19 protein-coding genes are annotated in these 22,711 nt (G+C 59.5%); 8 read left to right on the forward strand and 11 right to left on the reverse strand.

What is annotated here, in order from left to right:
• Positions 1 to 224 precede the first annotated feature (224 nt).
• Positions 225 to 953: a TraX family protein gene (locus AC07V4_RS22495; protein ID WP_492634891.1), complete on the reverse strand. Its 729-nt coding sequence runs from the start codon at positions 951 to 953 to the stop codon at positions 225 to 227.
• A gap of 90 nt (positions 954 to 1,043) precedes the next feature.
• Here AC07V4_RS22495 and AC07V4_RS22500 point away from each other — a divergent pair, with 90 nt between their 5' ends.
• Together AC07V4_RS22500 and AC07V4_RS22505 are read left to right on the forward strand one after the other, a co-directional pair.
• Complete coding sequence (locus AC07V4_RS22500) at positions 1,044 to 2,084, forward strand: threonine aldolase family protein (RefSeq protein ID WP_431752354.1); 1,041 nt, start codon at positions 1,044 to 1,046, stop codon at positions 2,082 to 2,084.
• A 176-nt stretch (positions 2,085 to 2,260) separates the two neighbouring features.
• The gene (locus tag AC07V4_RS22505; protein ID WP_492634892.1) at positions 2,261 to 2,461 is read left to right on the forward strand and encodes a hypothetical protein; all 201 of its coding nucleotides are present in this window, start codon (positions 2,261 to 2,263) and stop codon (positions 2,459 to 2,461) included.
• A 58-nt stretch (positions 2,462 to 2,519) separates the two neighbouring features.
• On the opposite strand, the gene AC07V4_RS22510 is transcribed toward AC07V4_RS22505, so the two are convergent.
• Positions 2,520 to 4,337 carry a flavin monoamine oxidase family protein gene (locus AC07V4_RS22510; RefSeq protein WP_492634893.1) on the reverse strand — a complete coding sequence of 606 codons (1,818 nt, stop codon included), beginning with the start codon at positions 4,335 to 4,337 and terminating at the stop codon, positions 2,520 to 2,522.
• A 279-nt stretch (positions 4,338 to 4,616) separates the two neighbouring features.
• On the opposite strand from AC07V4_RS22510, the gene AC07V4_RS22515 reads away from it, so the two are divergent.
• Both AC07V4_RS22515 and AC07V4_RS22520 read left to right on the forward strand, forming a co-directional pair.
• Entirely contained in the window at positions 4,617 to 6,062 is a 1,446-nt protein-coding gene (locus AC07V4_RS22515) for a purine-cytosine permease family protein (protein ID WP_492634894.1), read from the forward strand.
• Positions 6,059 to 6,874, forward strand: coding sequence for a nitrilase family protein (locus tag AC07V4_RS22520; RefSeq protein ID WP_492634895.1), 816 nt, complete (start codon positions 6,059 to 6,061; stop codon positions 6,872 to 6,874). Before AC07V4_RS22515 ends, AC07V4_RS22520 begins: the two co-directional genes overlap by 4 nt.
• A 3-nt stretch (positions 6,875 to 6,877) precedes the next feature.
• Here AC07V4_RS22520 and gbcB read toward each other — a convergent pair whose 3' ends face one another.
• A complete protein-coding gene (gbcB, locus tag AC07V4_RS22525) occupies positions 6,878 to 7,978 on the reverse strand; it encodes a glycine betaine monooxygenase reductase subunit (protein ID WP_492634896.1) in 1,101 nt (366 codons plus the stop codon).
• Between the two features lie 282 nt (positions 7,979 to 8,260).
• Here gbcB and gbca point away from each other — a divergent pair, with 282 nt between their 5' ends.
• On the forward strand, positions 8,261 to 9,556 hold the full coding sequence (gene gbca, locus AC07V4_RS22530) for a glycine betaine monooxygenase oxygenase subunit (RefSeq protein ID WP_492634897.1): 1,296 nt from the start codon (positions 8,261 to 8,263) through the stop codon (positions 9,554 to 9,556).
• A gap of 854 nt (positions 9,557 to 10,410) precedes the next feature.
• Here the strand turns inward: gbca and etfB are convergent.
• From etfB to AC07V4_RS22560, 6 genes are all read right to left on the reverse strand, one after another.
• The gene (etfB, locus tag AC07V4_RS22535) at positions 10,411 to 11,181 is read right to left on the reverse strand and encodes an electron transfer flavoprotein subunit beta (protein ID WP_492634898.1); all 771 of its coding nucleotides are present in this window, start codon (positions 11,179 to 11,181) and stop codon (positions 10,411 to 10,413) included.
• A gap of 10 nt (positions 11,182 to 11,191) precedes the next feature.
• A complete protein-coding gene (etfA, locus tag AC07V4_RS22540) occupies positions 11,192 to 12,412 on the reverse strand; it encodes an electron transfer flavoprotein subunit alpha (protein WP_492634899.1) in 1,221 nt (406 codons plus the stop codon).
• Positions 12,412 to 14,355, reverse strand: coding sequence for a dimethylglycine demethylation protein DgcB (gene dgcB, locus AC07V4_RS22545; RefSeq protein ID WP_492634900.1), 1,944 nt, complete (start codon positions 14,353 to 14,355; stop codon positions 12,412 to 12,414). The genes etfA and dgcB overlap by 1 nt, the downstream gene beginning before the upstream one ends.
• A gap of 171 nt (positions 14,356 to 14,526) precedes the next feature.
• On the reverse strand, positions 14,527 to 16,587 hold the full coding sequence (gene dgcA, locus AC07V4_RS22550; protein WP_431751819.1) for a dimethylglycine demethylation protein DgcA: 2,061 nt from the start codon (positions 16,585 to 16,587) through the stop codon (positions 14,527 to 14,529).
• 15 nt (positions 16,588 to 16,602) lie between these two features.
• Positions 16,603 to 17,133 carry a DUF5943 domain-containing protein gene (locus AC07V4_RS22555; protein WP_492634901.1) on the reverse strand — a complete coding sequence of 177 codons (531 nt, stop codon included), beginning with the start codon at positions 17,131 to 17,133 and terminating at the stop codon, positions 16,603 to 16,605.
• Between the two features lie 77 nt (positions 17,134 to 17,210).
• A complete protein-coding gene (locus AC07V4_RS22560; RefSeq protein WP_005792153.1) occupies positions 17,211 to 18,188 on the reverse strand; it encodes a dipeptidase in 978 nt (325 codons plus the stop codon).
• A gap of 219 nt (positions 18,189 to 18,407) precedes the next feature.
• Between AC07V4_RS22560 and AC07V4_RS22565 the strand changes: the two genes are divergently transcribed.
• Positions 18,408 to 18,809: a lysozyme inhibitor LprI family protein gene (locus AC07V4_RS22565; protein ID WP_431752255.1), complete on the forward strand. Its 402-nt coding sequence runs from the start codon at positions 18,408 to 18,410 to the stop codon at positions 18,807 to 18,809.
• Positions 18,810 to 18,848: 39 nt separating this feature from the next.
• On the forward strand, positions 18,849 to 19,265 hold the full coding sequence (locus tag AC07V4_RS22570) for a DUF3010 family protein (protein ID WP_492634902.1): 417 nt from the start codon (positions 18,849 to 18,851) through the stop codon (positions 19,263 to 19,265).
• Positions 19,266 to 19,389: 124 nt separating this feature from the next.
• Here the strand turns inward: AC07V4_RS22570 and AC07V4_RS22575 are convergent, their stop codons facing one another.
• Positions 19,390 to 20,556, reverse strand: coding sequence for an AAA family ATPase (locus AC07V4_RS22575; protein ID WP_492634903.1), 1,167 nt, complete (start codon positions 20,554 to 20,556; stop codon positions 19,390 to 19,392).
• Positions 20,557 to 20,624: 68 nt separating this feature from the next.
• Positions 20,625 to 21,569 (reverse strand): GlxA family transcriptional regulator, encoded by a 945-nt coding sequence (locus tag AC07V4_RS22580; protein WP_028618233.1) that lies wholly within the window; start codon positions 21,567 to 21,569, stop codon positions 20,625 to 20,627.
• 193 nt (positions 21,570 to 21,762) lie between these two features.
• Between AC07V4_RS22580 and AC07V4_RS22585 the strand changes: the two genes are divergently transcribed.
• Positions 21,763 to 22,707 carry a choline ABC transporter substrate-binding protein gene (locus AC07V4_RS22585; RefSeq protein WP_492634904.1) on the forward strand — a complete coding sequence of 315 codons (945 nt, stop codon included), beginning with the start codon at positions 21,763 to 21,765 and terminating at the stop codon, positions 22,705 to 22,707.
• The last annotated feature ends 4 nt before the right edge of the window (positions 22,708 to 22,711 follow it).

The following is a 22,711-nucleotide window of genomic DNA, read 5'->3' on the forward strand; positions in this document are numbered from 1 at the left end:
GTTGAGGCCCGTGCAGGGCCCTTTGATGCGATGGTAGGGCTGGTGCAGACAGGTCAAATGCCTACGCACGCCACGCAAAGGTGCGTTTACGACATTCATTGAACGGCGCAGAACAAATGTGGGAATGGGCTTATGTGGGAGCTGGCTTGCCTGCGATGGCATCACCGCGATTCTGTTGAAAGACCGCGGTGCCTGCATCGCAGGCAAGCCAGCTCCCACAAGGGTTAGGCGATCATCTTGCGCACGATTAGCAACAGCAGGAAATGCAGGGGATAGAGTGCATACGCCCAGCGTCGCATCGCCGGTGGAGAGGTGTTTTTGGCATGTCGCAACAGGAACAGACCAGCCAATGGCGCGATCAGGCACGCAGCCAATCCTGCCAGCGCCACGGGCGTGCCGCTATCGAGCAGAATCTGCCATTGATTGGCCGCAACGCAGGCCACACCCGGCAATACGCTGAAATACCAGGGCCGTCGAAACACCAGCAGCATCGCCAGCGGCAGTAACACACCGAAAAAACCGAACATCAGTTGCGTGGTAAATACCGCAGCAATCGTGGCAGCAATCAGCGCCAATCCTCGATCAAAAATCGTCTTCTGCTGCCATCCTCGGGCAACCAGCAAGCCCAGCGCCAAGGTTGGCAGCACGTTCAACGTATCGGCATCGTCGATAAACAGCCGATACGGTACTTCACTGATCACACTGAACAGCAGCAGCCAGCCCAGATAGCGCCACCGGCCGGTCATCGGCATGTTCCTGGCCCTGTGCAAATTCGCCGCAATCGCCAGGCAAAACCACGGAAACGCCAGGCGCCCTGGCACATACAGGCCATCCAGGCTCAAGCCGACATAACGCAGGTGATCCAGCACCATGCTCAGCAGCGCCAGCCACTTGAGCAGGTCCAAAGCGCCGTCTCGGACAGGTCCGACAGGCGAGACGTGTGTACCGTGCATAATTCCCCAACGACTTTGCATTTACAGTGCGTGCGCCCGCCCAACATTCTTGGTTACAGTGCGCACCAACATCGACCACAGGAACGGGCCATGACCGACAAGAGCCAACAATTCGCCAGCGACAACTATTCCGGCATCTGCCCGGAGGCCTGGGCCGCCATGGAACAAGCCAACCAGGGTCATCAACGCGCCTACGGCGATGATGAATGGACCCACCGCGCCGCCGACGGTTTCCGCAACCTGTTCGAAACCGACTGCGAAGTGTTCTTTGCCTTCAACGGCACTGCGGCCAACTCCCTGGCGCTGTCCTCGTTGTGCCAGAGCTACCATAGCGTGATTTGCTCGGAAACCGCCCACGTCGAAACCGACGAATGCGGCGCGCCGGAGTTTTTCTCCAACGGCTCCAAACTGCTTATCGCCCGCACCGAAAACGGCAAGCTGACCCCGGAATCGATCCGCGAGATCGCCCTCAAGCGCCAGGACATTCATTACCCGAAACCACGCGTGGTCACCCTGACCCAAGCCACGGAAGTCGGCAGCGTGTACACCCCGGATGAAATCCGCGCCATCAGCGTGACCTGCAAGGAACTGGGCCTGAACCTGCACATGGACGGCGCACGCTTCTCCAACGCCTGCGCGTTCCTCGGCTGCTCCCCTGCCGATCTGACCTGGAAAGCCGGCGTGGACGTGCTGTGCTTCGGCGGCACCAAGAACGGCATGGCCGTGGGTGAGGCGATCCTGTTCTTCAACCATAAGCTGGCCGAAGACTTCGACTACCGCTGTAAACAGGCCGGCCAACTGGCGTCGAAAATGCGCTTCCTGTCTGCCCCATGGGTGGGCCTGCTGGAAAACGACGCCTGGCTCAAACACGCACGCCACGCCAACCACTGCGCACAATTGCTGAGCAGCCTGGTGGCGGATATTCCGGGGGTTGAGCTGATGTTCCCGGTACAGGCCAACGGCGTGTTCCTGCAGCTCTCGGAACCGGCCATCGCCGCGCTGACAGCCAAAGGCTGGCGTTTCTACACCTTCATTGGCAAAGGCGGCGCACGTTTCATGTGTGCGTGGGATACCGAGGAAGAGCGTGTAAGAGAATTGGCCGCGGATATTCGGACAGTGATGGGAGCCTGAAACGGCGGGTCTTTCAGCCCTTTTTCAGAGACTGTTTGTACGTATTTCTGACAGTATCTATTTACCCCCTGCCTTGGATAGGATCTCGTCACCCCGAACGAACGGACGCGTTATTTCGGGGCTGACTGCCTGCCGAATAGTCGGCTGGAAATGGAAATCCTATAGAGGGCAACATCATGGAAATTCAATGCTACACGACTGATTCGCAACTCCGCACCGACGTCAACGCCACACTCGTCAGCCTGGACGATCTGAGGAAGCTGGCGAACGTTGGCGACACCATCGTCGAGCCATCCAGAACCTTTACCGTTACGGGTAAAGAGTTTGAAATGACAGCCTCTGGCGAACGTTATGTCGTCAACCTGTACGTTCGTTAATCGCTAAGGACCGCGTCGCAGACTCATGACCTGCGACGCGGGACTGACGTGACTTCGCTCACAACGCCTTAGGCTGGAGCGCTTGCCAATCATCAATGGGGCCACGGTTTGCAGGAAAGGTCCCTCCGTTGAATTTCACCGCCAGTTTATTTACGGCGTTCAATGCTGTTGTCACCGCACCTTCCGCCCAACCTCCCGTAAACGAAACGTCATCACCTGCCAGAATGAAGCCATCGGGATTGGGGCTCGACACATCGTGCATGAACTGGGAAAACAGCAAGCGTTGGTACTCGTACTGTCCCGGCAGGTTCATTTTGAATGCCCCCAGAAAAAACGGCTGCTCTTCCCAATTGATTTCAACAAAGGGGTTGGTCATACCGAACTCAGCCGCCAGGTCCAACTGATGATGGGCATACGCACTGTCCAGTAGGGTTGTGCATACTTCCACGTGGGACGGCAGCGGCGCACTGCGATCCCCCAGGAATTTGACGCTGTCGTTATTCCAGGTGTAAGACAAAAACATGCCGCTCCCCCTGTAAGGGCCAGGGCTTTGGGCATAGTCCAGCAGGTAGGTGCCACGGGTGATTCGGTCCGATAGGGTCACGCTCATTTTGTATTGAAAATCAATCCCTACATCGGTCCAAAAAGGCCGTTTGGTTTGCGCGAAGATTTTTGCTGACTGCATGTAATGGGTGTACATCACCGCTTCCCATTCCTTTGGGGATAACAGGTCATTCATTTGGTTGAAACGGGCGGCACCATCCATGTAGCGGAATTTGTCGAGGATCCGCTTGTGAGGGGTATAGACCACAGCAGGAAAGGTGTATTGACGCTCGCTTCCCAGATTATGGTCATACACCCACACGTCGAACTCGCCATCCGGCCGACGTATGATTTGCCGCACCTCCTGCTTGAACGTCTGGGGGATCACCTGGGTGCTCAGGCTCTTGACAGTGGTGCCCGCAGACCAATGGGCCATGGGGTCATTGAAACTATCGGGGCTACGCTCCCACAGTCGGCGCGGCAACTCGCTGGAACCTTCGTACATCAACTTGTGGTTAGCATCCAGCCCGGTATACAGCACCCGTAACACCTCCAGAAAGCAGTTCGGATAATCGGTATTCCAGCCACCCGTGCCAAAGCCGATCTGCCCGAACAGGTCGATCTGCTGGCGCGTCCATTCGGCCTTCTCGACCAACGCCGAAAAAAAGCTGAGATTGTCCCAATCAGCATCCAAGATCGCGTTCCACAGGGTCTTGATCCTGTTTTGATCAATACTGCCTTCGGACATTGCCGCTTCCATTTCAGTGAACTTGATCGGGTCCTTCTCAAGGAACACCTCGAACAACAACCGCTCGATCTCGGCATATTCGGGCGGCAGTTTATTGCGTTCGTAATAGACTTGTTTTTGCTGGTAGTCGACCACTGTACTTGGGGTCGCTTCCGAACCTGGATTAGGGAAATCCGCTGAGTTGGCCGTCATGCCAACCTTCTCGAAATAGTGCATCAACGCCTTGCCTGAAACAGGAAAGCGCATGGCCCCCATTTCGCAGATAACACTGTTAGCGGGATCTTGAGGATCGCCTGCTACGTAGGAATACAGCCGCCCACCAATGCGCTCGCTGGCCTCTACCACTACTGGATGCAACCCCATGCGCATGGCTTCATAGGCCGCCACCATGCCAGCGACGCCAGCTCCGACGATCAATACCCGGCGGCCATACGCCTGGTCGGATACCTGCGCCAACTGCGTGCGATTAGTGACAGCGGTATCAAGAAACCGGCGGTAATGAAAAGGAAAGTCGGGAATCAGTGCAGTGACATCATTGGCAAGCAAGCGCACAGCGCCCTTACTACGGGAGGGAATAGCAGACATGGCATTCATCCTTGGTTTATAAAAAAAGCACGTCCACCTACTGCTTCAATGCGAAGGGCGACTACGACGGCTGCGCTGCTCAGCGTAGACGTCTGTAGGAAAAATCCCTATATCACTTGGAAATAAAGAGCGGTTACGTAATGCGAGCCTTGTAGCAAAGGACTTTAGGTAGAAAGTTCAGAAACGCATGAAGTGATTATTTGAGAATGCCGATTCAATAGTTTTTTTACTTACAAGACTCTGCGTGATCTCACTCAATAAAAACAGACAGTGATGCCTATGAACACGCCCTCCAACCGATCGGCTGCGCCGCCTTCCGCTACGCTGAAAATCGAAACCCGTTCCATTGACTACGTGCCACGTAACGAACGTCATGGCAAAGTCTGGCACCAGGCACCGTTCTGGTTCACCGGCAACTTCGTACTGACCACCATGGTCACCGGATTTACCGGCGCCGCCTTGGGGCTGAGCCTGGTGTACTCGATTCTGGCGATCGTGATCGGCGTGTGCCTGGGCACATTCGCCATGGCCTTCCACGCCAACCAGGGCCCGCGCATGGGCTTGCCGCAGATGATCCAGTCGCGCGCCCAATTCGGCCTGCGTGGCGCCATCGTGCCGTTTATCGCGGTGGTCTTCGTATACATCGGTTTCAACGTGTTCAACGTGATCCTGGCAACCGATGCCATCAATACCGTGCTGCCTGGCAACCGCGCCCCGTGGTACGCGCTGATGATCATCCTGGCCGTGGTGATTGCTGTGATCGGCCACGACCTGCTGCACACCGTGCAACGCTGGCTGACCTACGTGATGATCAGTGTGTTCGCGGTCCTGACCGTCGCGGCCATCCTGCATCTGCAGGCCGATATAGCCGTGTTCGGCGCACACTTTTCCTGGTCCGCATTCCTGATCCAACTGTCGGCTGCCGCGGGCTACCAGATCAGCTACGCCGTCTATGTCTCGGATTACTCGCGCTATCTGCCCCATAACACGCCGTCGCGCAGCGTCATCATCTGGACCTATCTGGGGGCTGCTGGCTCGGCACTGTGGCTGATGTCGCTGGGGGCATTCCTGGCCTCGGCGCTGCCCTCGCCCGACGCTATAGGCAGTGTGCAGGCCGTGGGCAACCAACTGCTGCCTGGGTTCGGCACCTTTACCGTGTTGATTGCAGTGCCAGCGCTGGTCGGCATCATGGCGGTCAACTGCTACGGCGCGATGCTCACCGGGATCAGTGCCATTGACGGTTTTGTCCCGATCAAACCCAGGATCAAGAGCCGCATTGTTGGGATCAGCCTGGTGGCCGCAATCATTTTCATGATCGCCTTGAGCATCCCCGAGAGCTACCTGAGCAGCTTCAACACCTTCGTACTCTTGATGCTGTATTTCCTGGTGCCCTGGACGGCAGTCAACCTCGCGGATTTCTACGTCGTACGAAAAGGGCGCTACGCCATCAGCGACATTTTCAACCCGTCCGGCATCTACGGTCGCTGGTCCAGCGCCGGGCTCATTGCGTATTTCCTCGGCCTGGCGGCAATGGTTCCGTTTATGTCGCTGGGTTTTTATCAAGGCCCCATCAGCGTGATGCTGGGCGGCGCCGATATTGCGTTCGTCGTTGGCCTGGCGGTCTCGGCAGTGGTTTACTGCTTGATGAGTCGCCGACTCGACCACGCCGCCGAGTCGCGAGCTATGCAAGCCAGTGAGCGAGTACTGGAAGGAGACTTGTCGTGACACAGCTACGCGTTGTTTGCCATCAACTGGCCCCGCGTATCGGCGATGCCGACTACAACCGAGCGCTGACCGAGCGTGCGATTCGTGGAGCGGCCGGCCTCAATGCCCAATTGATCGTCTTGCCGGAACTGATCCAGAGCGGCTATGCATTCAGCGACCGGGAGGAAGCCTTCAAGGCTTCCGAAACACTCGACGGTCCAACTCTTGGGTTATGGAAAAGCCTGGCGCAGGAACTCGGCATCATCATCATCGCGGGTTTTTGCGAACGTTTGAGTGCGGGGCAAGTGGCCAACAGTGCCGCACTGGTCGAGCCCACCGGACGGCTGACCGTGTACCGCAAGGCGCACCTGTGGGACCGCGAGAAACTCATCTTCACCCCCGGCGATGCGCCACCTCCGGTGGTCGACACCAGCGTCGGGCGGATCGCCGTGATGATCTGCTACGACCTCGAACTGCCCGAGTGGGTGCGCCTGCCAGCGCTGGCGCAAGCCGACCTGCTCTGCGCTCCGGTGAACTGGCCGGACGGCCCGCGCCCCGTAGGTGAGCGGCCTGCAGAGATCGTGCGGGTTCAGGCCAATGCAGCGGTCAACCGCCTGTTTATCGCCGCGTGCGACCGCTGTGGCGAAGAACGGGGTGTCAATTGGGTGGGCGGCTCGGTCATTGTCGACGCCGATGGCTACCCGCTGGCCGGCGCGACCTCACACCAAGAGGAACAGCGACTGGTAGCTGACCTGCCCCTGGAACAGGCCGGGAACAAGTCAATCAGTGCCCACAACCACGTTCACCAGGATCGCCGGCCAGAGCTGTACTGAGCCTCAGAACTCAATACGCACATCACCCTTCGGCACACTGCAGCACGAGAGGATGTAGCCTTCGGCTTCATCCTCTTCGGTGATCCCGCCGTTGTGGTCCATCTCGACTTCCCCGCCCAGCTTCATCACCTTGCACGTACCGCAGATACCCATGCCGCAAGCTTTCGGGATCAACAGACCGAGCTTGGCCGCAGCCGCATGAACCGTTTCGCCGGGCGCCACGCGGATACTTTTACCCGATGCGATGAACTCCACCTGATGCAGATCCGCCAGGTCGATTTCCGGCGCCTCGGCGGCTTGTTCGGCTTGCTCCACCGCATCCGCTCGGGCTTCCGGTGGCGTCGCGCCGAAGGATTCCTCGTGATAGCGCGCCATGTCGAAACCGGCGACTTCCAACAGGCGTTTCACCGCGTTCATGTACGGCGTAGGGCCGCAGCAGAACACTTCGCGCTCGAGGAAGTCCGGCACCATCAGTTCCAGCATCTTGTGGTTCAGGTAACCGCGATAACCGGCCCAAGGCTCGCCCAACCCGTGCTTCTCACAGATCAGGTGCAGGCTGAAGTTATCAATCCGCGACGCCATGTGTTCCAGCTCGCGGTGGTAGATGATGTCTTTGGGTGAGCGGGCGCTGTGGATAAACGTCATGTCGACGTTGGCATTGGTGTCGTAGAACCAACGCGCCATGGACATCACCGGCGTTATGCCGACACCGCCGCTGAGGTACAGCACTTTCGGGCTCGGGAAGTCGATGGCATTGAATAGCCCGACCGGCCCGTGCACCGCCAACTCTTGCCCTTCATGAAGGGTATCGTGCAGCCAGTTCGAGACCTTGCCACCCGGAACACGCTTGATGGTCACCGAAAAGCTGTAGGGCACCGACGGCGAACTGGAAATGGTGTAGGAACGCATGATCGGCTGGCCGTCGATCTCCAGCTCCAGGGTGACGAATTGCCCCGGCTTGAAGAAGAACATGATCGGCTGGTCGGCCATGAAGCAGAAGGTGCGCACGTCCCAGGTTTCCTGGATGACTTTGACGCAACGGACGATGTGCCGACCATTGGCCCAGGTCTGGGTGGTTACCGGATTCAGGAAATTATTGGACATGTTGTTCTCCGTAGCCGTAGGTCGGCCTTATGGTGGCGATTCTGCGTAACGCCAGAACCGCCCATTTACCTATCTGCGACATTCACATACTTATCGCGACCAGCCCCCATACCACGGGCGTTGCGCGTCGGGATCAGAGTGGGCCATGTCGCTAATGGACAAGGTTCTGGCGTTCGCCGGCCCCACACTCAGCGTCAACAACGACGCTTTCTTTACGCCTTGCGTAGTACAACCGTAGCCACTATTCGCCGGCCACACCGAATGGCCATGAGGACACACACGATGGACGTCACCGCAACCTTAAGCTTGGGCGATCCGCTGGAACCCGCACGCAAGGCCACCGCGCAAATGCTGCAAGAGCGCGAGCGCACTTTCTCGCTGCCGCAGCCGTTCTACTCTGATGAGCGACTGTTCGATATCGACATGCAGGAGATCTTCCAGAAGGAATGGTTGATCGCCGGCATGACCTGCGAAATCCCCACCAAGGGCAACTACCTGACCCTGCAAGTGGGCAAGAACCCTATCATCGTGATCCGTGGCGCCGAAGGCGTGGTGCATGCGTTCCACAACGTGTGCCGTCACCGTGGCTCGCGCTTGTGCACCAGCGAAAAGGGCAAGGTCGCCAAACTGGTGTGTCACTACCACCAGTGGACCTACGAACTGGACGGCCGCCTGCTGTTCGCCGGCACCGAAATGGGCGCCGACTTCGACATGAAGCAGTACGGCTTGAAGCCAGTGAATGTGAAGACTGCTGGCGGCTACATCTTCATCAGCCTGGCGCAGAACCCTCCGGCCATCGATGACTTCCTGTCGACGCTGAACCACTACATGGAACCCTACGACATGGAGAACACCAAGGTGGCGATTACCACCACCTTGATGGAGAAAGCCAACTGGAAGCTGGTGCTGGAAAACAACCGCGAGTGTTACCACTGCAACGCCTCGCACCCTGAACTGCTGAAAACCCTGCTGGAATGGGACGACGTCACCGACCCGCGCGCCGACCAGGCGTTCAAGGACCACGTGGCCGCCTCCGCCGCTGCCTGGGATGCCGAGAAGATTCCTTACGCCCACGCCAGCTTCGGCCTGCGTAACCGCATCGTGCGCATGCCGCTGCTCAAGGGCACCGTGTCGATGACCATGGATGGCAAACAAGGCTGCGCCAAACTCATGGGCCGCATCAAGAACCCTGACCTGGGCTCGATGCGCATCCTGCACCTGCCCCACTCGTGGAACCACTGCATGGGCGATCACATCATCGTGTTCACCGTATGGCCTATCAGTGCCCAGGAAACCATGGTCACTACCAAGTGGATCGTGCACAAGGATGCCGTGGAAGGTGTGGACTACGACGTGGAGCGCATGCGCCAAGTGTGGGATGCCACCAACGACCAGGACCGTCGCCTGGCCGAAGAGAACCAGCGCGGGATCAACTCCACTGCCTACCAGCCTGGCCCGTACTCCAAGACTTATGAGTTCGGCGTGGTGAACTTTGTGGATTGGTACAGCGAGCGCATACTGAGCAACCTCGGGGCAGCACCTGCGCCGTACCTCAAGGGCGTGGCCGTTCACGAGTGACCGCTGTGGGAGCTGGCTTGCCTGCGATAGCATCACCCTGGTCTGCCTGACAGACCGAGGTGCTTGCATCGCGGGCAAGCCCGACTCCCACACAAGCCCCACATTTGAATTGCATCATCGTTCAAAATTTGACCATCTCTTATAGAGATCAATGAAACCCTGCCCTCCAGCCTTTACCCAACAACTTATCCACAAAGCCACCCACAGCAATTGTGGGCAAGTGCACCTCCCTGTCGAAGTTAAGTGAATAAAATCCGTGACTTATTCAAGTAAGTCGCTCCGCCCCTGTTTTGATCATTTATTAACCAACCCAATGAAAGCCACGACTTGCGTGGCCTGTAGCGGTACGCGAACACCTTATCCACAGAAGCACCAACAGACTTTGGGGGCAACTCGGAGAACGCTGTGGAAAACCACCTCAAACCTTCATAAATCGCGGTTTCCAGGGATTTCAGACGACGAAAAACCCAAATCGATCATATTTTGATCAGCCCAATGAAAGCCTTGATTCATAAGGGCTTCAGCCGAGAGCGAACATGTTATCCACAGAAGCGCCAACAGACTATGGGGGCAAGTCGGCTCGGGAAAATGCACAGGAACGGCGAAAAACCCAAGTAAAAACCGTCAGTTAGCTTGGTTGTTTTTCGTACAGAGGGCTGGAGGGCTTGATTCACAGGGGATGTGGACAACCGCGAACAGGTTATCCACAGACGGGTCAACAGGGATTGTGGGTAATCCGACAGACACCGTAAAAACCAATGTGGGAGCGGGCTTGCTCGCGAAGGCGTAGTGTCAGTCAACGCATTTGTCGACTGATAGACCGCTTTCGCGGGCAAGCCCGCTCCCACAAGGAATCAGCGTACGACGCCTTCTTCTATGAGCAGCTTGAGGATGGCTTCGGCGCCCGCTTCCGGGCTGAGGCCCTTGAGCACTTGACCACCGCCGCCACTGGCCTTGGCCGTGGCGGCTTTCATGCGGTCGGCACCGCTCTTGGCCTTGATCACCTTGAGACGCTTGGGCCGAGGCTTGGCCGGTTGCAGCAGCGCGCCTGTGAATAACTCGTCGTGCTCGACCTCGACTTCATGGGCGGCCAATTCGCCGCGCTGCGCCGGGCCGTAGGCACTCTGCCGGGGCTTGGGTGCCGCGTTATCCACCGTCGCCAGAAACGGCAGGCGCACCTTTAAACGCCGCCGCTGCCCGCGAGGCAGGGCTTGCAGTACATGGGCGACACCGCCTTCGATGGACTCCACTTGGGCCAGCCCGACAATCAATGGCCAGCCCAGTTGCTCGGCCAGCAGGAACGGCAACATGCCCGAGCCTTCACCCGTTTCCGCTTGGCTGCCCGCGAGCACCACCTGGGCGCCCGCATCGCGCAGGTATTCACTGAGTACCGGCAAGGCATCACTGCCCGCAGGCTGTTCCAACACATGCAGCTGCGACAAACCCATGCCCAGGTAGCTGCGCAGCGTCGGTTCGCCCACATTGCCGGCATGCAGCACCTGCAACTTATCCCCAGCCATTTGCAGACCTAGCTCGACCGCGCGTGCGTCCTGCTCCGCCCGGCGCGGGCGCCCGGAGGTGGGGTGGGCGCCGATGGACACCAGGCTGATTACATTCGTCGTCATGGCCATATCCTTAAGCTGCATCGCGCTTGGCGCCGTTGCGGTATGCCTCGACCGCCGCGATCAAGGCTTGCAGGATCGCGGCACTGTCGCCGATCACCGACAGGTCGGCGCGTTTGATCATGTCGCAGCCCGCATCAAGGTTGATGGCCACCACCTTGTCGCAGGCACCGATGCCTTGCAGGTGCTGGATCGCCCCAGAAATGCCGACAGCGACGTACACGCGAGCAGTGACCCAGGTACCGCTGGCGCCAACCTGGCGATCGCGAGCCATAAAGCCATCGTCCACCGCTACCCGTGACGCACCTTCGGTGGCGCCCAGGGCGGCGGCGGTCTGGTGGAACAGCGCCCAGTCCCTCACGCCGTTACCGCCGGAGAAAATGAACTCCGCCTCGGCCATCGGAATCGCCGCCGGGTCCACCGCCACCGCGCCAAGGTCTTCGATACGCGGCAGGCTGCGAGCCAGACTTGTGGATAACTCCACGGGCAAGGCTTCGTGACGGGTTTCACTGACGGGGTCGGCACATTCGGCGGCGGCGAGGATCAAGCGCGGCAGCGGGCGGGCCAAGTCTTCCTGGCCCGCACCGGCACGGCCGATGCACTCGTCGCCCTTGATCTGCCAAACCCGCGTGGCCGGGCGCTCCTTGAGGCTGGCGGCAAAACGCCGACCCAACTCGCCGCCACCGCTGCGGCTGTCCGGCAGCAACCAGTGACGCGGGTTGAACTGGTTATCCACAGCGCGCAAACCTTGCACACGTTGTTCCGGTGAATAACCGTCGAGTTCGTGGCCTTCCAATACCAACAGGCGGTCGACGCCTGCGGTGGCAAACGCATTTTCCTTGTGTTCGCCAAATACCACCGCAAGCACCGCGCCGTCGCTGCCGGCCAATTGCCGGGCCAGGCCGAGCAAGTCACGGTCATGGCTGCTCAAGCGGCCACCGACCATGTCCGGCACCACGTTGATGTAAAACGCAGGTGCCGGCACCTGATGCAGCGGCAACTGCACTTCCACCGCTGCCGTGCGCTTGGCCGCGCCACCCTGCTGGACGCCGCTGCGGTCGATACGCTTGATGCCATTGGGGCCGATAAAACCAACGCCATGTACGTTCTTGCGGATGACGCCGTTAGGCCCCATCCAGCTGTGTTGCACCGGTTGCATGGCCGCATGCAGCGGGTGCAGGCGGTTGCGGGCGATCCACTCAGCGCGTGGGTCGCGGCGGATAATGTCGCTCATCAGTGCACCTCCGCAGGTTCACGCTTCAATGGGGCTTTGGCAGGCGCGGCGTCTTCGAGCAGCGCGTCGGCGACCAGCTCAGCGATGTCCTTGATCAATGGCCGGGGCTCGACCACACCTTCAAGCATCGCCGTGCATTGCGGGCAACCCACAGCCACCAGCTCGGCACCGGTTTCGCGGATGTCTTCCATGCGCATATCCGGGATACGTTGCTTGCCGGGGATGTCAGTGATCGGCGCACCGCCACCACCGCCGCAGCAGCGTGAACGGAACCCCGAGCGTTGCATTTCCTTGACCTCGATCCCCAATGCGCGCAGCACTTGGCGCGGCGCCTCGTACTCGCCGTTGTAGCGGCCGAGATAACAAGGGTCGTGATAGGTCACGCTATTGCCCTTGTGCTGGCCCAGGTTCAACGCGCCCTCGTCGATCAGCTCGGCCATGAAGGTGCTGTGGTGCTGTACCCGGTAGTTGCCGTTGAAAGCGCCGTATTCATTTTTCAGTACATGGAAACTGTGGGGGTCGCAGGTGACGATGCGTTTGAAGCTGTACTTGGCCAGGGTCTGGATATTGCGCGTGGCCAGCAGCTGGAAGGTCGCCTCATCGCCCAGGCGCCGCGCCACATCACCGCTGTCACGCTCTTCCAGGCCGAGGACTGCGAAGTCGACCTTGGCCGCCTTCAGCACTTTGACGAAGGCGCGCAGGGTGCGCTGGTTACGCATGTCGAAAGCACCGTCGCCGACCCAGAACAGCACGTCGCAGCTACTCTTCTCACTGAGCAACGGCAGGCTCAAATCCGCCGCCCAGTTCAGGCGACCGCCCGGCGCGAAACCGCCCGGGTTGTCAGTGGCGATCAGGTTTTCCAGGACTTCGGCGCCCTTGTTCGGCGTGGCGCCTTTTTCCAACGTCAGATGACGACGCATGTCGACGATGGCATCCACGTGCTCGATCATCATCGGGCACTCTTCCACGCAGGCGCGGCAGGTGGTGCACGACCACAGGGTCTCGGCGTCCACCAGGCCGTTGACGATCGGTTGGTGCGGGTTGCCGCCGTGCTCGCCCACCGGCTTACCTGGATAAGGGCTGCCGGCGAACTTGGCATCGGTGCCACCGGCCAGGCCGACCACCATGTCCTGGATCAGCTTTTTCGGGTTCAGTGGCTGGCCGGCGGCGAACGCCGGGCACGCGGCTTCGCACTTGCCGCACTGCACGCAGGCGTCGAAACCGAGCAGTTGGTTCCAGGTAAAATCCTTGGGTTTTTCCACGCCCAGGGGCGCGGTTTTATCGCTGAGATCCAGCGGTTTCAAGCCCGTGGAGCGACCGCCGCCAAAGCGCTCGGCGCGACGGTGCCAGGCCAGGTGCAGGGCACCGGCGAAGGCATGCTTCATCGGACCGCCCCAGGTCATGCCGAAGAACATCTCGCTCACGCCCCACAGAACGCCCACGCCGAGCAACGCGGCAAGCAGCCAGCCGCCGAAGTCCGCTGGCAGAATCCCGGCCACCGGCAGCGTCACCAAGAAGAAACTCACCGAGAACGCCATCAGGCTTTTCGGCAGGCGCATCCACGGGCCTTTCGACAAGCGTGAAGGCGGATTGCGGCGGCGCAGGTAAACGAAGGTGGCGCCAACAAACATCAGTACCGACGCCAGCAACAAGGCGTAGCCGAGGATACGGTTATGCAGGCCAAAACCGTGAACCAGGATCGCGAGCAATGCCGACAGCACAAAGCCCAGGGCAGTGGCGACGTGGGTGTTGGCGATGTATTTGTCGCGAGCAACCACGTGGTGCAGGTCGACCATGTAGCGCTTGGGCATTGCCAAAAGGCCGCCCAATAGGTCGACCTTGGATGCACGGCCACGGCGCCACATGTTCACCCGGCGCAGGGCGCCGAGGACGGCGAGGCCCAGGGCGGTAAACAAGAGAATAGGCAGCAAGGTATTCAACATGGTGAAGCTCCCACAGACCACACAGGTCTACTGTGAAACTGGCGCTGAATGTGGGAGGGGGCTTGCCCCCGATAGCAGTGGGTCAGCTACAGCTGCATCAACTGACACTCCGCCATCGGGGGCAAGCCCCCTCCCACATTTGGACCGAGTACACATTGGTTCAAGGCTGGCTTAGAAATCCTTGCACAGGCGCAGGGCGTCATAGATCGCAGCATGGGTATTACGCTGCGCCACACAGTCACCGATACGGAACAGCAAGTACCCATCACCCGCCTCGCTCAGGCACGGTTGCGGCTTGATCGCGAACAAGGCTTCGACGTCGATCTGGCCCTTGTTGCGCGAGCCTTCCTTGAGCGCGTAGTAGATGGCTTCATCCGGGCGCACGCCGTTCTCGACGACCACCTGGTCCACCACCCGCTCCTCTTTGGCACCGGTGTATTCGTTCTCCAGCACGGCGACCAGCTTGTCGCCTTCGCGGTAGACCTTTTCCAGCATCATGTCGCCGGTCATGATCACTTCCTTGGGGTACATGCTGCGGTAGTAGGTCGGGAACGACGTACCGCCAATGGCCACGCCTGGCTTGATGTCGTCGGTGACGATCTCGACCTGGCTGCCTTTGTCTGCAAGGAAATCCGCCACCGACATGCCGGTGAATTCGCAGATGGTGTCGTAGACCAGTACGTTCTTGCCTGGCGCGACTTTGCCATCGAGCACGTCCCAGCTGCTCACCACCAAACCTTCGGCCGCGCCCCAATGTTCGTTCTGCTCGACGTTCGGGTGCCCGCCCACTGCCAGCACCACCACATCCGGACGCACGTCCAGGATGGTGTCCGCATCAGCGGCTACGCCCAGGCGCAGATCAACCTTCAAGCGTGCCAGCTCCAACTGGTACCAGCGGGTGATACCGGCAATCTGGTCGCGCTGCGGCGCCTTGGACGCCGTAGTGATTTGCCCGCCGATAAATTCTTTCTTCTCGAACAGGGTCACGTCGTGGCCACGCTCGGCAGCTACGCGTGCAGCCTCCATCCCGGCCGGGCCGGCACCGACCACCACAACCTTGCGTTTGACGCCGGTGGTTTTTTCGATGATGTGCGGCACGCCCATGTATTCACGGGAGGTCGCGGCATTCTGGATGCACAGGACGTCGAGCCCCTGGTACTGGCGATCAATGCAGTAGTTGGCACCGACGCACTGCTTGATCTGGTCGATCTGGCCCATCTTGATCTTGGCGATCAGGTGCGGGTCGGCGATGTGCGCACGGGTCATGCCGACCATGTCCACATAGCCACCTTCCAGGATGCGTGTGGCCTGGTTCGGGTCCTTGATGTTCTGCGCGTGCAGCACCGGAACCTTGACCACTTCCTTGATACCGGCTGCCAGGTGCAGGAACGGCTCCGGTGGGTAACTCATGTTCGGGATCACGTTGGCCAGCGTGTTGTGCGTATCGCACCCCGAGCCCACCACGCCGATGAAATCGAGCATGCCGGTGTCGTCGTAGTACTTGGCGATCTGCTTCATGTCTTCGTGGGACAGGCCGTCCGGGTGAAATTCGTCACCGCAGAGGCGCATGCCCACGCAGAAGTCGTCACCGACTTCGGCGCGCACGGCTTTCAACACTTCCAGGCCGAACTTCATGCGGCCTTCGAAGGTGCCGCCCCATTCGTCGGTACGCTTGTTGACCCGTGGGCTCCAGAACTGGTCGATCATGTGCTGGTGCACGGCGGACAGTTCCACGCCGTCCAAGCCACCGGCCTTGGCCCGGCGTGCAGCCTGGGCGTAGTTGCCAATCACGCGCCAGATTTCTTCCGGCTCGATGGTCTTGCAGGTAGCGCGGTGCACCGGCTCACGTACACCGGACGGCGACATCAGGGTCGGCCAGTTGAAGCCGTCCCAACGCGAGCGACGACCCATGTGGGTAATCTGGATCATGATCTTGGCGCCATGCTTATGCATGGCGTCGGCCAGGTTCTGGAAATGCGGGATGATTCGGTCGGTGGACAGGTTGACCGAACTCCACCATTCCTGCGGGCTGTCGATAGCCACAACAGAGGAACCGCCACAGATTGCCAGGCCGATACCGCCCTTGGCTTTCTCTTCGTAGTACTTCACATAGCGGTCGGTGGTCATCCCGCCGTCGGTGGCATACACCTCGGCGTGAGCGGTACTGAGTACGCGGTTGCGGATGGTCAGTTTGCCGATCTGGATCGGCTGGAACATTGCTTCGAAAGCCATGGCACGGTCCTCGGCTTACAACGGCTTGACGGTGAACAGGCCGTCATCGTGGCCCTCTTCGGAGCCTCCGTAGACTTGCTCTGCGACGGTGCGGACCTTGCTGCCGCGCGCTTGAAGAATCTGGTCCATGGCGCCGGCAAACCAGCCAGTGAACATGTAGTCCACTTTGCGCCCGACCTTGCCGTACACATAGACAAACGCCGAGTGTTCGAGCTTGACGCTGGCGGTGCCTTTGTCGAGGTCGATGTCCTGGATCTTGAACAGGCCCCAGCCGCGTTGCGACAGACGCTTCATGTAATGCTCGAACACCGCGACGCCTTCCAGGCCGTGGCATTCGGCTTCTTTTTCGCACCAGTGCCAGGCGGACTTGTAGCCAGCCTTGTAGAGGATTTCAGCGTAGGCCTCGCTGCCCAGCACTTCTTCGATACCCATGTGGTTGTTGACGAAGAAATGGCGCGGCACGTACAGCATCGGCAGGGCGTCGGAGGTCCAGACACCGGTTTCGCTGTCGACTTCGATAGGCAATTGCGGGGCGATCTTGGCCATGGAAACTTAACTCCAGAAAAATTCTTGTTAATGCCCCCGGCGCGAACGGCCGGGGGAAAAGATGCGTTGGCGGTGGCTTATTCGCCCCAGACGTCTTTGAGGACGTTGACCCAGTTTTCGCCCATGATCTTGCGTACCACGCGCTCGGGGTGGCCGCGCTTGAGCAGGGTCTCGGTGAGGTTGGGGAACTCGCCCACGGTGCGGATGCCCAGTGGGTTGATGATCTTGCCGAAGCTGGTCAGGCGGCGGGCGTAGCCCTTGTCATGGGTCAGCATTTCGAAGAAATCCTGGCCATGGCCCTGGGTGAAGTCAGTGCCGATACCGATGGCGTCTTCACCGACGATGTTCATGGTGTATTCAATGGCTTCGGCGTAGTCGTCGATGGTCGAATCGATGCCCTTGGCCAGGAACGGTGCGAACATGGTCACACCGACAAAACCGCCGTGGTCGGCGATGAACTTGAGTTCTTCATCGGATTTGTTGCGCGGGTGCTCTTTAAGCCCGGACGGCAGGCAGTGGGAGTAGCACACCGGTTTCTTCGATTCGAGGATGACTTCTTCGCTGGTCTTGGAGCCGACGTGGGACAGGTCGCACATGATGCCGACGCGGTTCATCTCAGCGACGATCTCGCGACCGAAACCCGACAGGCCGCCGTCGCGCTCGTAGCAGCCGGTGCCGACCAAGTTCTGGGTGTTGTAGCACATCTGCACCACACCGACGCCGAGCTGTTTGAAGATCTCGACGTAGCCCAGTTGGTCTTCGAAGGCATGGGCGTTCTGGAAGCCGAAAATGATGCCGGTCTTGCCCTGTTCCTTGGCGCGGCGGATGTCGGCGGTGGTTTTCACCGGGATCACCAGGTCGCTGTTCTCACGGATCAAGGTCTGGCTGGCCACGATGTTATTGATGGTGGCCTGGAACCCTTCCCACACCGACACGGTGCAGTTGGCGGCGGTGAGGCCGCCTTTGCGCATGTCCTCGAACAGGTCGCGGTTCCACTTGGCAATGATCAGCCCGTCGATAACGATGCTGTCGGCGTGCAATTCGGCTGGGCTCATCAGGCGTCCCCTTATTGGCGATTCATGCGCCGAATCGTCTGCCGGCGCTTTGGGGCCAGCATATGCCCAGGGGACGACGGAGCCGGGTGCAAAAACGACAGGGGAATTGCCGAAAGCGTCAATCCGCGACAAAGGCGGTCAAGGGAGGTCTGACTGGCGGCTGTTCTTTGTCTTACGCTTGAGCCAGAATTCCCGCATCACTTGATATGAGACGGCGCAATGAAATCGATTTTCCTGGCTTTGGCACTCATCGCAACTACCGCCCACGCGGCTGAAGACACCGATAACACGCCGTGCGATGGCATCGAAAACGACAAGCAAACCCTGGAATGCGCCACCTTCAACAAAACCACTGCCGAGCAATTGCTCAAAGATAACTATCAGGGACTGCTGGAGCGCATGGGCTCGACCTATGGCAGCAACAAGTCGCAGCTCGCCGACATTACCGCTCGTCTGAAGGATGCCCAGCAAAAGTGGGAAAAACTGCGCGACGCCGATTGCGCGGTGGACACCTTCCCGGCGGTGACCGGCACCAAGGAATATGCGATCCAGCAGAACGATTGCCTGGCGCGGATGAGTGATGAGCGGTCGGAGTTTCTGGAGTCGATTGGCCAGGAATAAGCGACAATCCCCGCCACTCTCTCTGAACCAAGGCCACTCATGACTATTTGCGGCATCGAAATCAAAGGCAGCGAAGCCATCATCGCCGTCGCCTCCCTGGACAACCAGGCGCTGACCCACGTCGCCCTGACCACCAAGAAAATCGCCCTCGACGATGACGATGAAGCGGCCAATGTCAAAGCCTTCGCCGTCCAGGTGAAGGCGTTTGTGCTGGAAAACGCCATCGAGCGTATCGCGATCAAGAAGCGCAGTAAGAAAGGCGAATTCGCCGGTGGCCCGACGACGTTCAAGATTGAAGGGGTTTTTCAGTTGCTGGAGGGGGTTGAGGTGGCATTGCTGTCGCCGCAGACCATCAATGCGCAGAACAAGAAGCACAACTTTGAACTGCCGGCGACGCTGAACAAGTATCAGCATGAGGCTTACAAGGCTGCCTGTTCGGCCCTGCTGAAAAAGTAAGCCACACCACTAATCAATTGTGGGAGGGGGCTTGCCCCCGATGGCGGTGGGTCAGCACAGAATGTATCGACTGACACTCAGCTATCGGGGGCAAGCCCCCTCCCACATTTGTCCCGCCTTAGCTTCAACGCTTGTACAACAGCCAATCACCAAACGTCTTGTCTTCCAGGGCATATCCCCCCCGGCTCGACTTCCACACCAACTCCTTGTCACGCAGAGCATCAATGCAGGCCTGAATCGTCTGGGTGCCTGGCACCACATCGCTGCCCATCTCTTCCAGTTTCCTGCTGACTGCGGTGAGGGTGCTGTCGGTAAACGGCGCGAAGGGTTCGTTGTTTTGAGAACGCTCCACCATCACTTCCAGTACAGCCCGCTGGGGAATGGTCAGGGCATTCCAGGCGCTTTCAAACTCGGTCCACACCCCGGCGCGCAGCAGTTCGGCACGGCTGTGCAGCAGTTGGCCCAGGTTACTCGCCTCACCCAACTCCAACGCGACCTCGCCGATGATGGTGCGCAACATTTCCGGGCGGCGGCCTACCAACTCAAAGGCCTCATCAATATCGGCAGCATTAAACTGGTTGGTCTGGGCCAGGTGCGCGTTGAGGTGCGCCGTGTAGGCTTGGGTGAACTCTTTGCCCAGCAGCGGAAACGGCGTGATGCTGGAACCGAAAAACGGTTGGCTTTTGCCTAATACCAGATGAGCCAGCTTGTCACGGTTGGAACCGGTGAACACCAGGTGCAAGCCACTGCCATCCTCGTCACGGCCCTGGTTGAGCTGATCCCGGGCGGCCTTGAGTGCAAACATCGCGTTGATGCCTGACTCGCTGGTTAATGCGTGCTGCGCTTCGTCGATCACCAGCACAACCGGTTTTTCAGCGGCACTGTGGAGCAATTCCAAGGCTTGGGTCAGCGTTGCACCGGCAGGCAATTGTGGCTTGGTAAAGTCCCAGGACAGGGTACGCAGGAAGCTCAGCTTCTCGATGCCAATGTTCTTGGCCAGTTTGCGAATGCCCTTTTCGTAGGGCACCAGAGCAGCAGCAATCGCGCTGGCGATCAACTCCGCTGGATCTTTCTCTTTGTCGGCCCATAGGTCGACATACACGGTCAACCAACCCCGGAGTTGGCATTCCGGAATCAAGTCTTCCCGCAGAAAGGTACTTTTGCCTGTGCGACGCGGCGCTGCGAGAAACAGGCCAGAGGTGAAATCCTGAATGCCAGCCCCCACCAGGCCATCGGCAATGCTGCTTGCCAGGGTGGGACGGCGGAATACAAAGCCGCTGTGCTTGGACATGGTTTTATACTCAATTATGGAAGCGACTATAAATTATAGTCATTAGTATAATTTACTATAATTGGCCGTCAAACCACCTCCCGTCGCCGATCCTCCCTTGGACATTTCGCAAACCGCGCGCGGTAACTGCGGGTGAAATATGACGGTGACTCAAACCCGCAGGCAATGCTCACCTCCAACACGCTCATACCGCTCTGGCGCAGGAGTTGCCGGGCCTTTTCCAGGCGCAGGCCGAGGTAGAAATTGCTCGGAGTGTCGTTCAGGTGCAGGCGAAACAGGCGCTCCAACTGACGTCGCGTCACTTTGATCGCCTCGGCCAGGGCCAACGTACTCAGCGGCGGTTCGGTGTGCTGCTCCATCTCGCCGATCACTTGCACCAACTTCTTGTTGTTGATGCCGTAGCGCGTGGCGATCTGCATGCGCTGGTGGTCTTTGCGTGGGCGAATGCGGCCAAGCACGAATTGTTCGGAAACCTGAATCGCCAGCTCCGGCCCGTGGGCCTGGGCAATCAGGTCAAGCATCAGGTCGATGGACGCGGTGCCACCCGCACAGGTGATGCGGCGGCGGTCGATCTCGAACAGTTCCTGGGTCACGGTGAGTTGTGGGTAAGACTCTTTGAACGCGTCGATGGCTTCCCAATGCAGGGTCAGGCGATGGCCGTCGAGCAAGCCGGCTTCAGCCAGCACACAGGCACCGGTGTCGATGGCACCGAGGGTCACACCATCGTGGTCAAGACGGCGTAACCAGTGTTCCAGTGCAGGTGTGGCGAACTGCAACGGTTCAAAGCCAGCAACCACCAGCAGCGTCGCCCCCTTTTTCAGCGGTTCCAGCGCAGCGTCGGCGTTGACGGACATGCCATTGCTCGCCAGCACCGCCCCACCGTCGGCACTCAACACGTGCCAGCGGTACAGCTCACCACGAAAGCGGTTGGCCACCCGCAACGGTTCAAGGGCGGAGATAAAACCGATGGCTGAGAAACCCGGCATCAATAAGAAGTAGAAATCCTGGGACATGGTGCGCACTCGTAGGACGGGCAGCGTGGTCACTGTGATACGCCAGTTCACCGGGCCATTCAAGAGCACAGGTCGCTGCAGTGCAAGAGCTGGTCGCCGCCGTGCGTTTTGTCGCCCTTCAAGCTGCGTAACTTGATCCCACGGCGCACAAAGACGCCGGAACCCACAATAACGACCTGCCGAGGGATCCACCATGAACCGACTGATCAGCCGCTGCGTGCTGGCACTCAGCGCCAGCGCCATTTTGAGCACGAACGTGATCGCAGCCGATGCGGCTTCTTGCCAGAACGTGCGCATGGGCGTGGTGAACTGGACCGACGTCATCGCCACCAGTGCCATGACCCAAGTGCTGCTCGACGGCCTCGGCTACAAGACCAAACAAACCAGCGCCTCGCAGCAAATCATCTTCGCCGGTATCCGCGACCAGCGCCTGGACCTGTTCCTGGGCTACTGGAACCCACTGATGACCCAGACCATCACGCCGTTCGTCGATGCCAAGCAAGTCAAGGTCCTCGAAAAGCCCAGCCTGGAAGACGCCCGCGCCACCCTCGCCGTGCCGACTTACCTGGCCGACAAGGGGCTGAAAACCTTCGCCGACATCGCCAAGTTCGAGAAAGAACTGGGCGGCAAGATCTACGGCATTGAGCCGGGCTCGGGCGCCAACACCCAGATCAAGGCCATGATTGCGAAAAACCAGTTCGGCCTGGGTAAATTCCAGTTGGTAGAGTCCAGCGAGGCCGGCATGCTCGCCGCCGTCGACCGTGCGGTACGCCGCAAGGAAGCCGTGGTGTTCTTCGGCTGGGCGCCGCACCCGATGAACGTCAACGTCGCCATGACCTACCTGACCGGCAGCGACGACGCCCTCGGCCCGAACGAAGGCATGGCCACGGTGTGGAGCGTCACCGCGCCGACCTACGCCGAACAGTGTCCCAACGTGCACAAACTGCTGACCAACCTGACCTTCACCGCGGCCGACGAGAGCCGAATGATGCAGCCGTTGCTGGATCACAAAGACCCGATCGAGTCCGCCAAGCAGTGGCTCAAGGATCACCCGCAAGACCAGCAGCGCTGGCTTGAAGGCGTGACCACCTTCGACGGCAAACCCGCGGCTGCCAACCTGCAGTTGAGCAGTAAATAACCTG

This window comes from Pseudomonas sp. GW821-FHT03A09 (assembly GCF_059421065.1).

Excerpts from the sequence above, each read along its gene's own strand:
- AC07V4_RS22585 (WP_492634904.1), top strand. The coding sequence starts at position 21,763 with ATGAACCGACTGATCAGCCGCTGCGTGCTGGCACTCAGCGCCAGCGCC.
- AC07V4_RS22555 (WP_492634901.1), bottom strand. The coding sequence starts at position 17,133 with ATGGCCAAGATCGCCCCGCAATTGCCTATCGAAGTCGACAGCGAAACC.
- dgcB (WP_492634900.1), bottom strand. The coding sequence starts at position 14,355 with ATGTTGAATACCTTGCTGCCTATTCTCTTGTTTACCGCCCTGGGCCTC.
- gbca (WP_492634897.1), top strand. The coding sequence starts at position 8,261 with ATGGACGTCACCGCAACCTTAAGCTTGGGCGATCCGCTGGAACCCGCA.
- AC07V4_RS22510 (WP_492634893.1), bottom strand. The coding sequence starts at position 4,337 with ATGTCTGCTATTCCCTCCCGTAGTAAGGGCGCTGTGCGCTTGCTTGCC.
- AC07V4_RS22580 (WP_028618233.1), bottom strand. The coding sequence starts at position 21,569 with ATGTCCCAGGATTTCTACTTCTTATTGATGCCGGGTTTCTCAGCCATC.
- AC07V4_RS22495 (WP_492634891.1), bottom strand. The coding sequence starts at position 953 with ATGCACGGTACACACGTCTCGCCTGTCGGACCTGTCCGAGACGGCGCT.
- AC07V4_RS22560 (WP_005792153.1), bottom strand. The coding sequence starts at position 18,188 with ATGAGCCCAGCCGAATTGCACGCCGACAGCATCGTTATCGACGGGCTG.
- AC07V4_RS22515 (WP_492634894.1), top strand. The coding sequence starts at position 4,617 with ATGAACACGCCCTCCAACCGATCGGCTGCGCCGCCTTCCGCTACGCTG.
- AC07V4_RS22570 (WP_492634902.1), top strand. The coding sequence starts at position 18,849 with ATGACTATTTGCGGCATCGAAATCAAAGGCAGCGAAGCCATCATCGCC.
- AC07V4_RS22565 (WP_431752255.1), top strand. The coding sequence starts at position 18,408 with ATGAAATCGATTTTCCTGGCTTTGGCACTCATCGCAACTACCGCCCAC.
- AC07V4_RS22500 (WP_431752354.1), top strand. The coding sequence starts at position 1,044 with ATGACCGACAAGAGCCAACAATTCGCCAGCGACAACTATTCCGGCATC.
- etfB (WP_492634898.1), bottom strand. The coding sequence starts at position 11,181 with ATGACGACGAATGTAATCAGCCTGGTGTCCATCGGCGCCCACCCCACC.
- AC07V4_RS22505 (WP_492634892.1), top strand. The coding sequence starts at position 2,261 with ATGGAAATTCAATGCTACACGACTGATTCGCAACTCCGCACCGACGTC.
- dgcA (WP_431751819.1), bottom strand. The coding sequence starts at position 16,587 with ATGGCTTTCGAAGCAATGTTCCAGCCGATCCAGATCGGCAAACTGACC.
- AC07V4_RS22575 (WP_492634903.1), bottom strand. The coding sequence starts at position 20,556 with ATGTCCAAGCACAGCGGCTTTGTATTCCGCCGTCCCACCCTGGCAAGC.
- etfA (WP_492634899.1), bottom strand. The coding sequence starts at position 12,412 with ATGAGCGACATTATCCGCCGCGACCCACGCGCTGAGTGGATCGCCCGC.
- gbcB (WP_492634896.1), bottom strand. The coding sequence starts at position 7,978 with ATGTCCAATAATTTCCTGAATCCGGTAACCACCCAGACCTGGGCCAAT.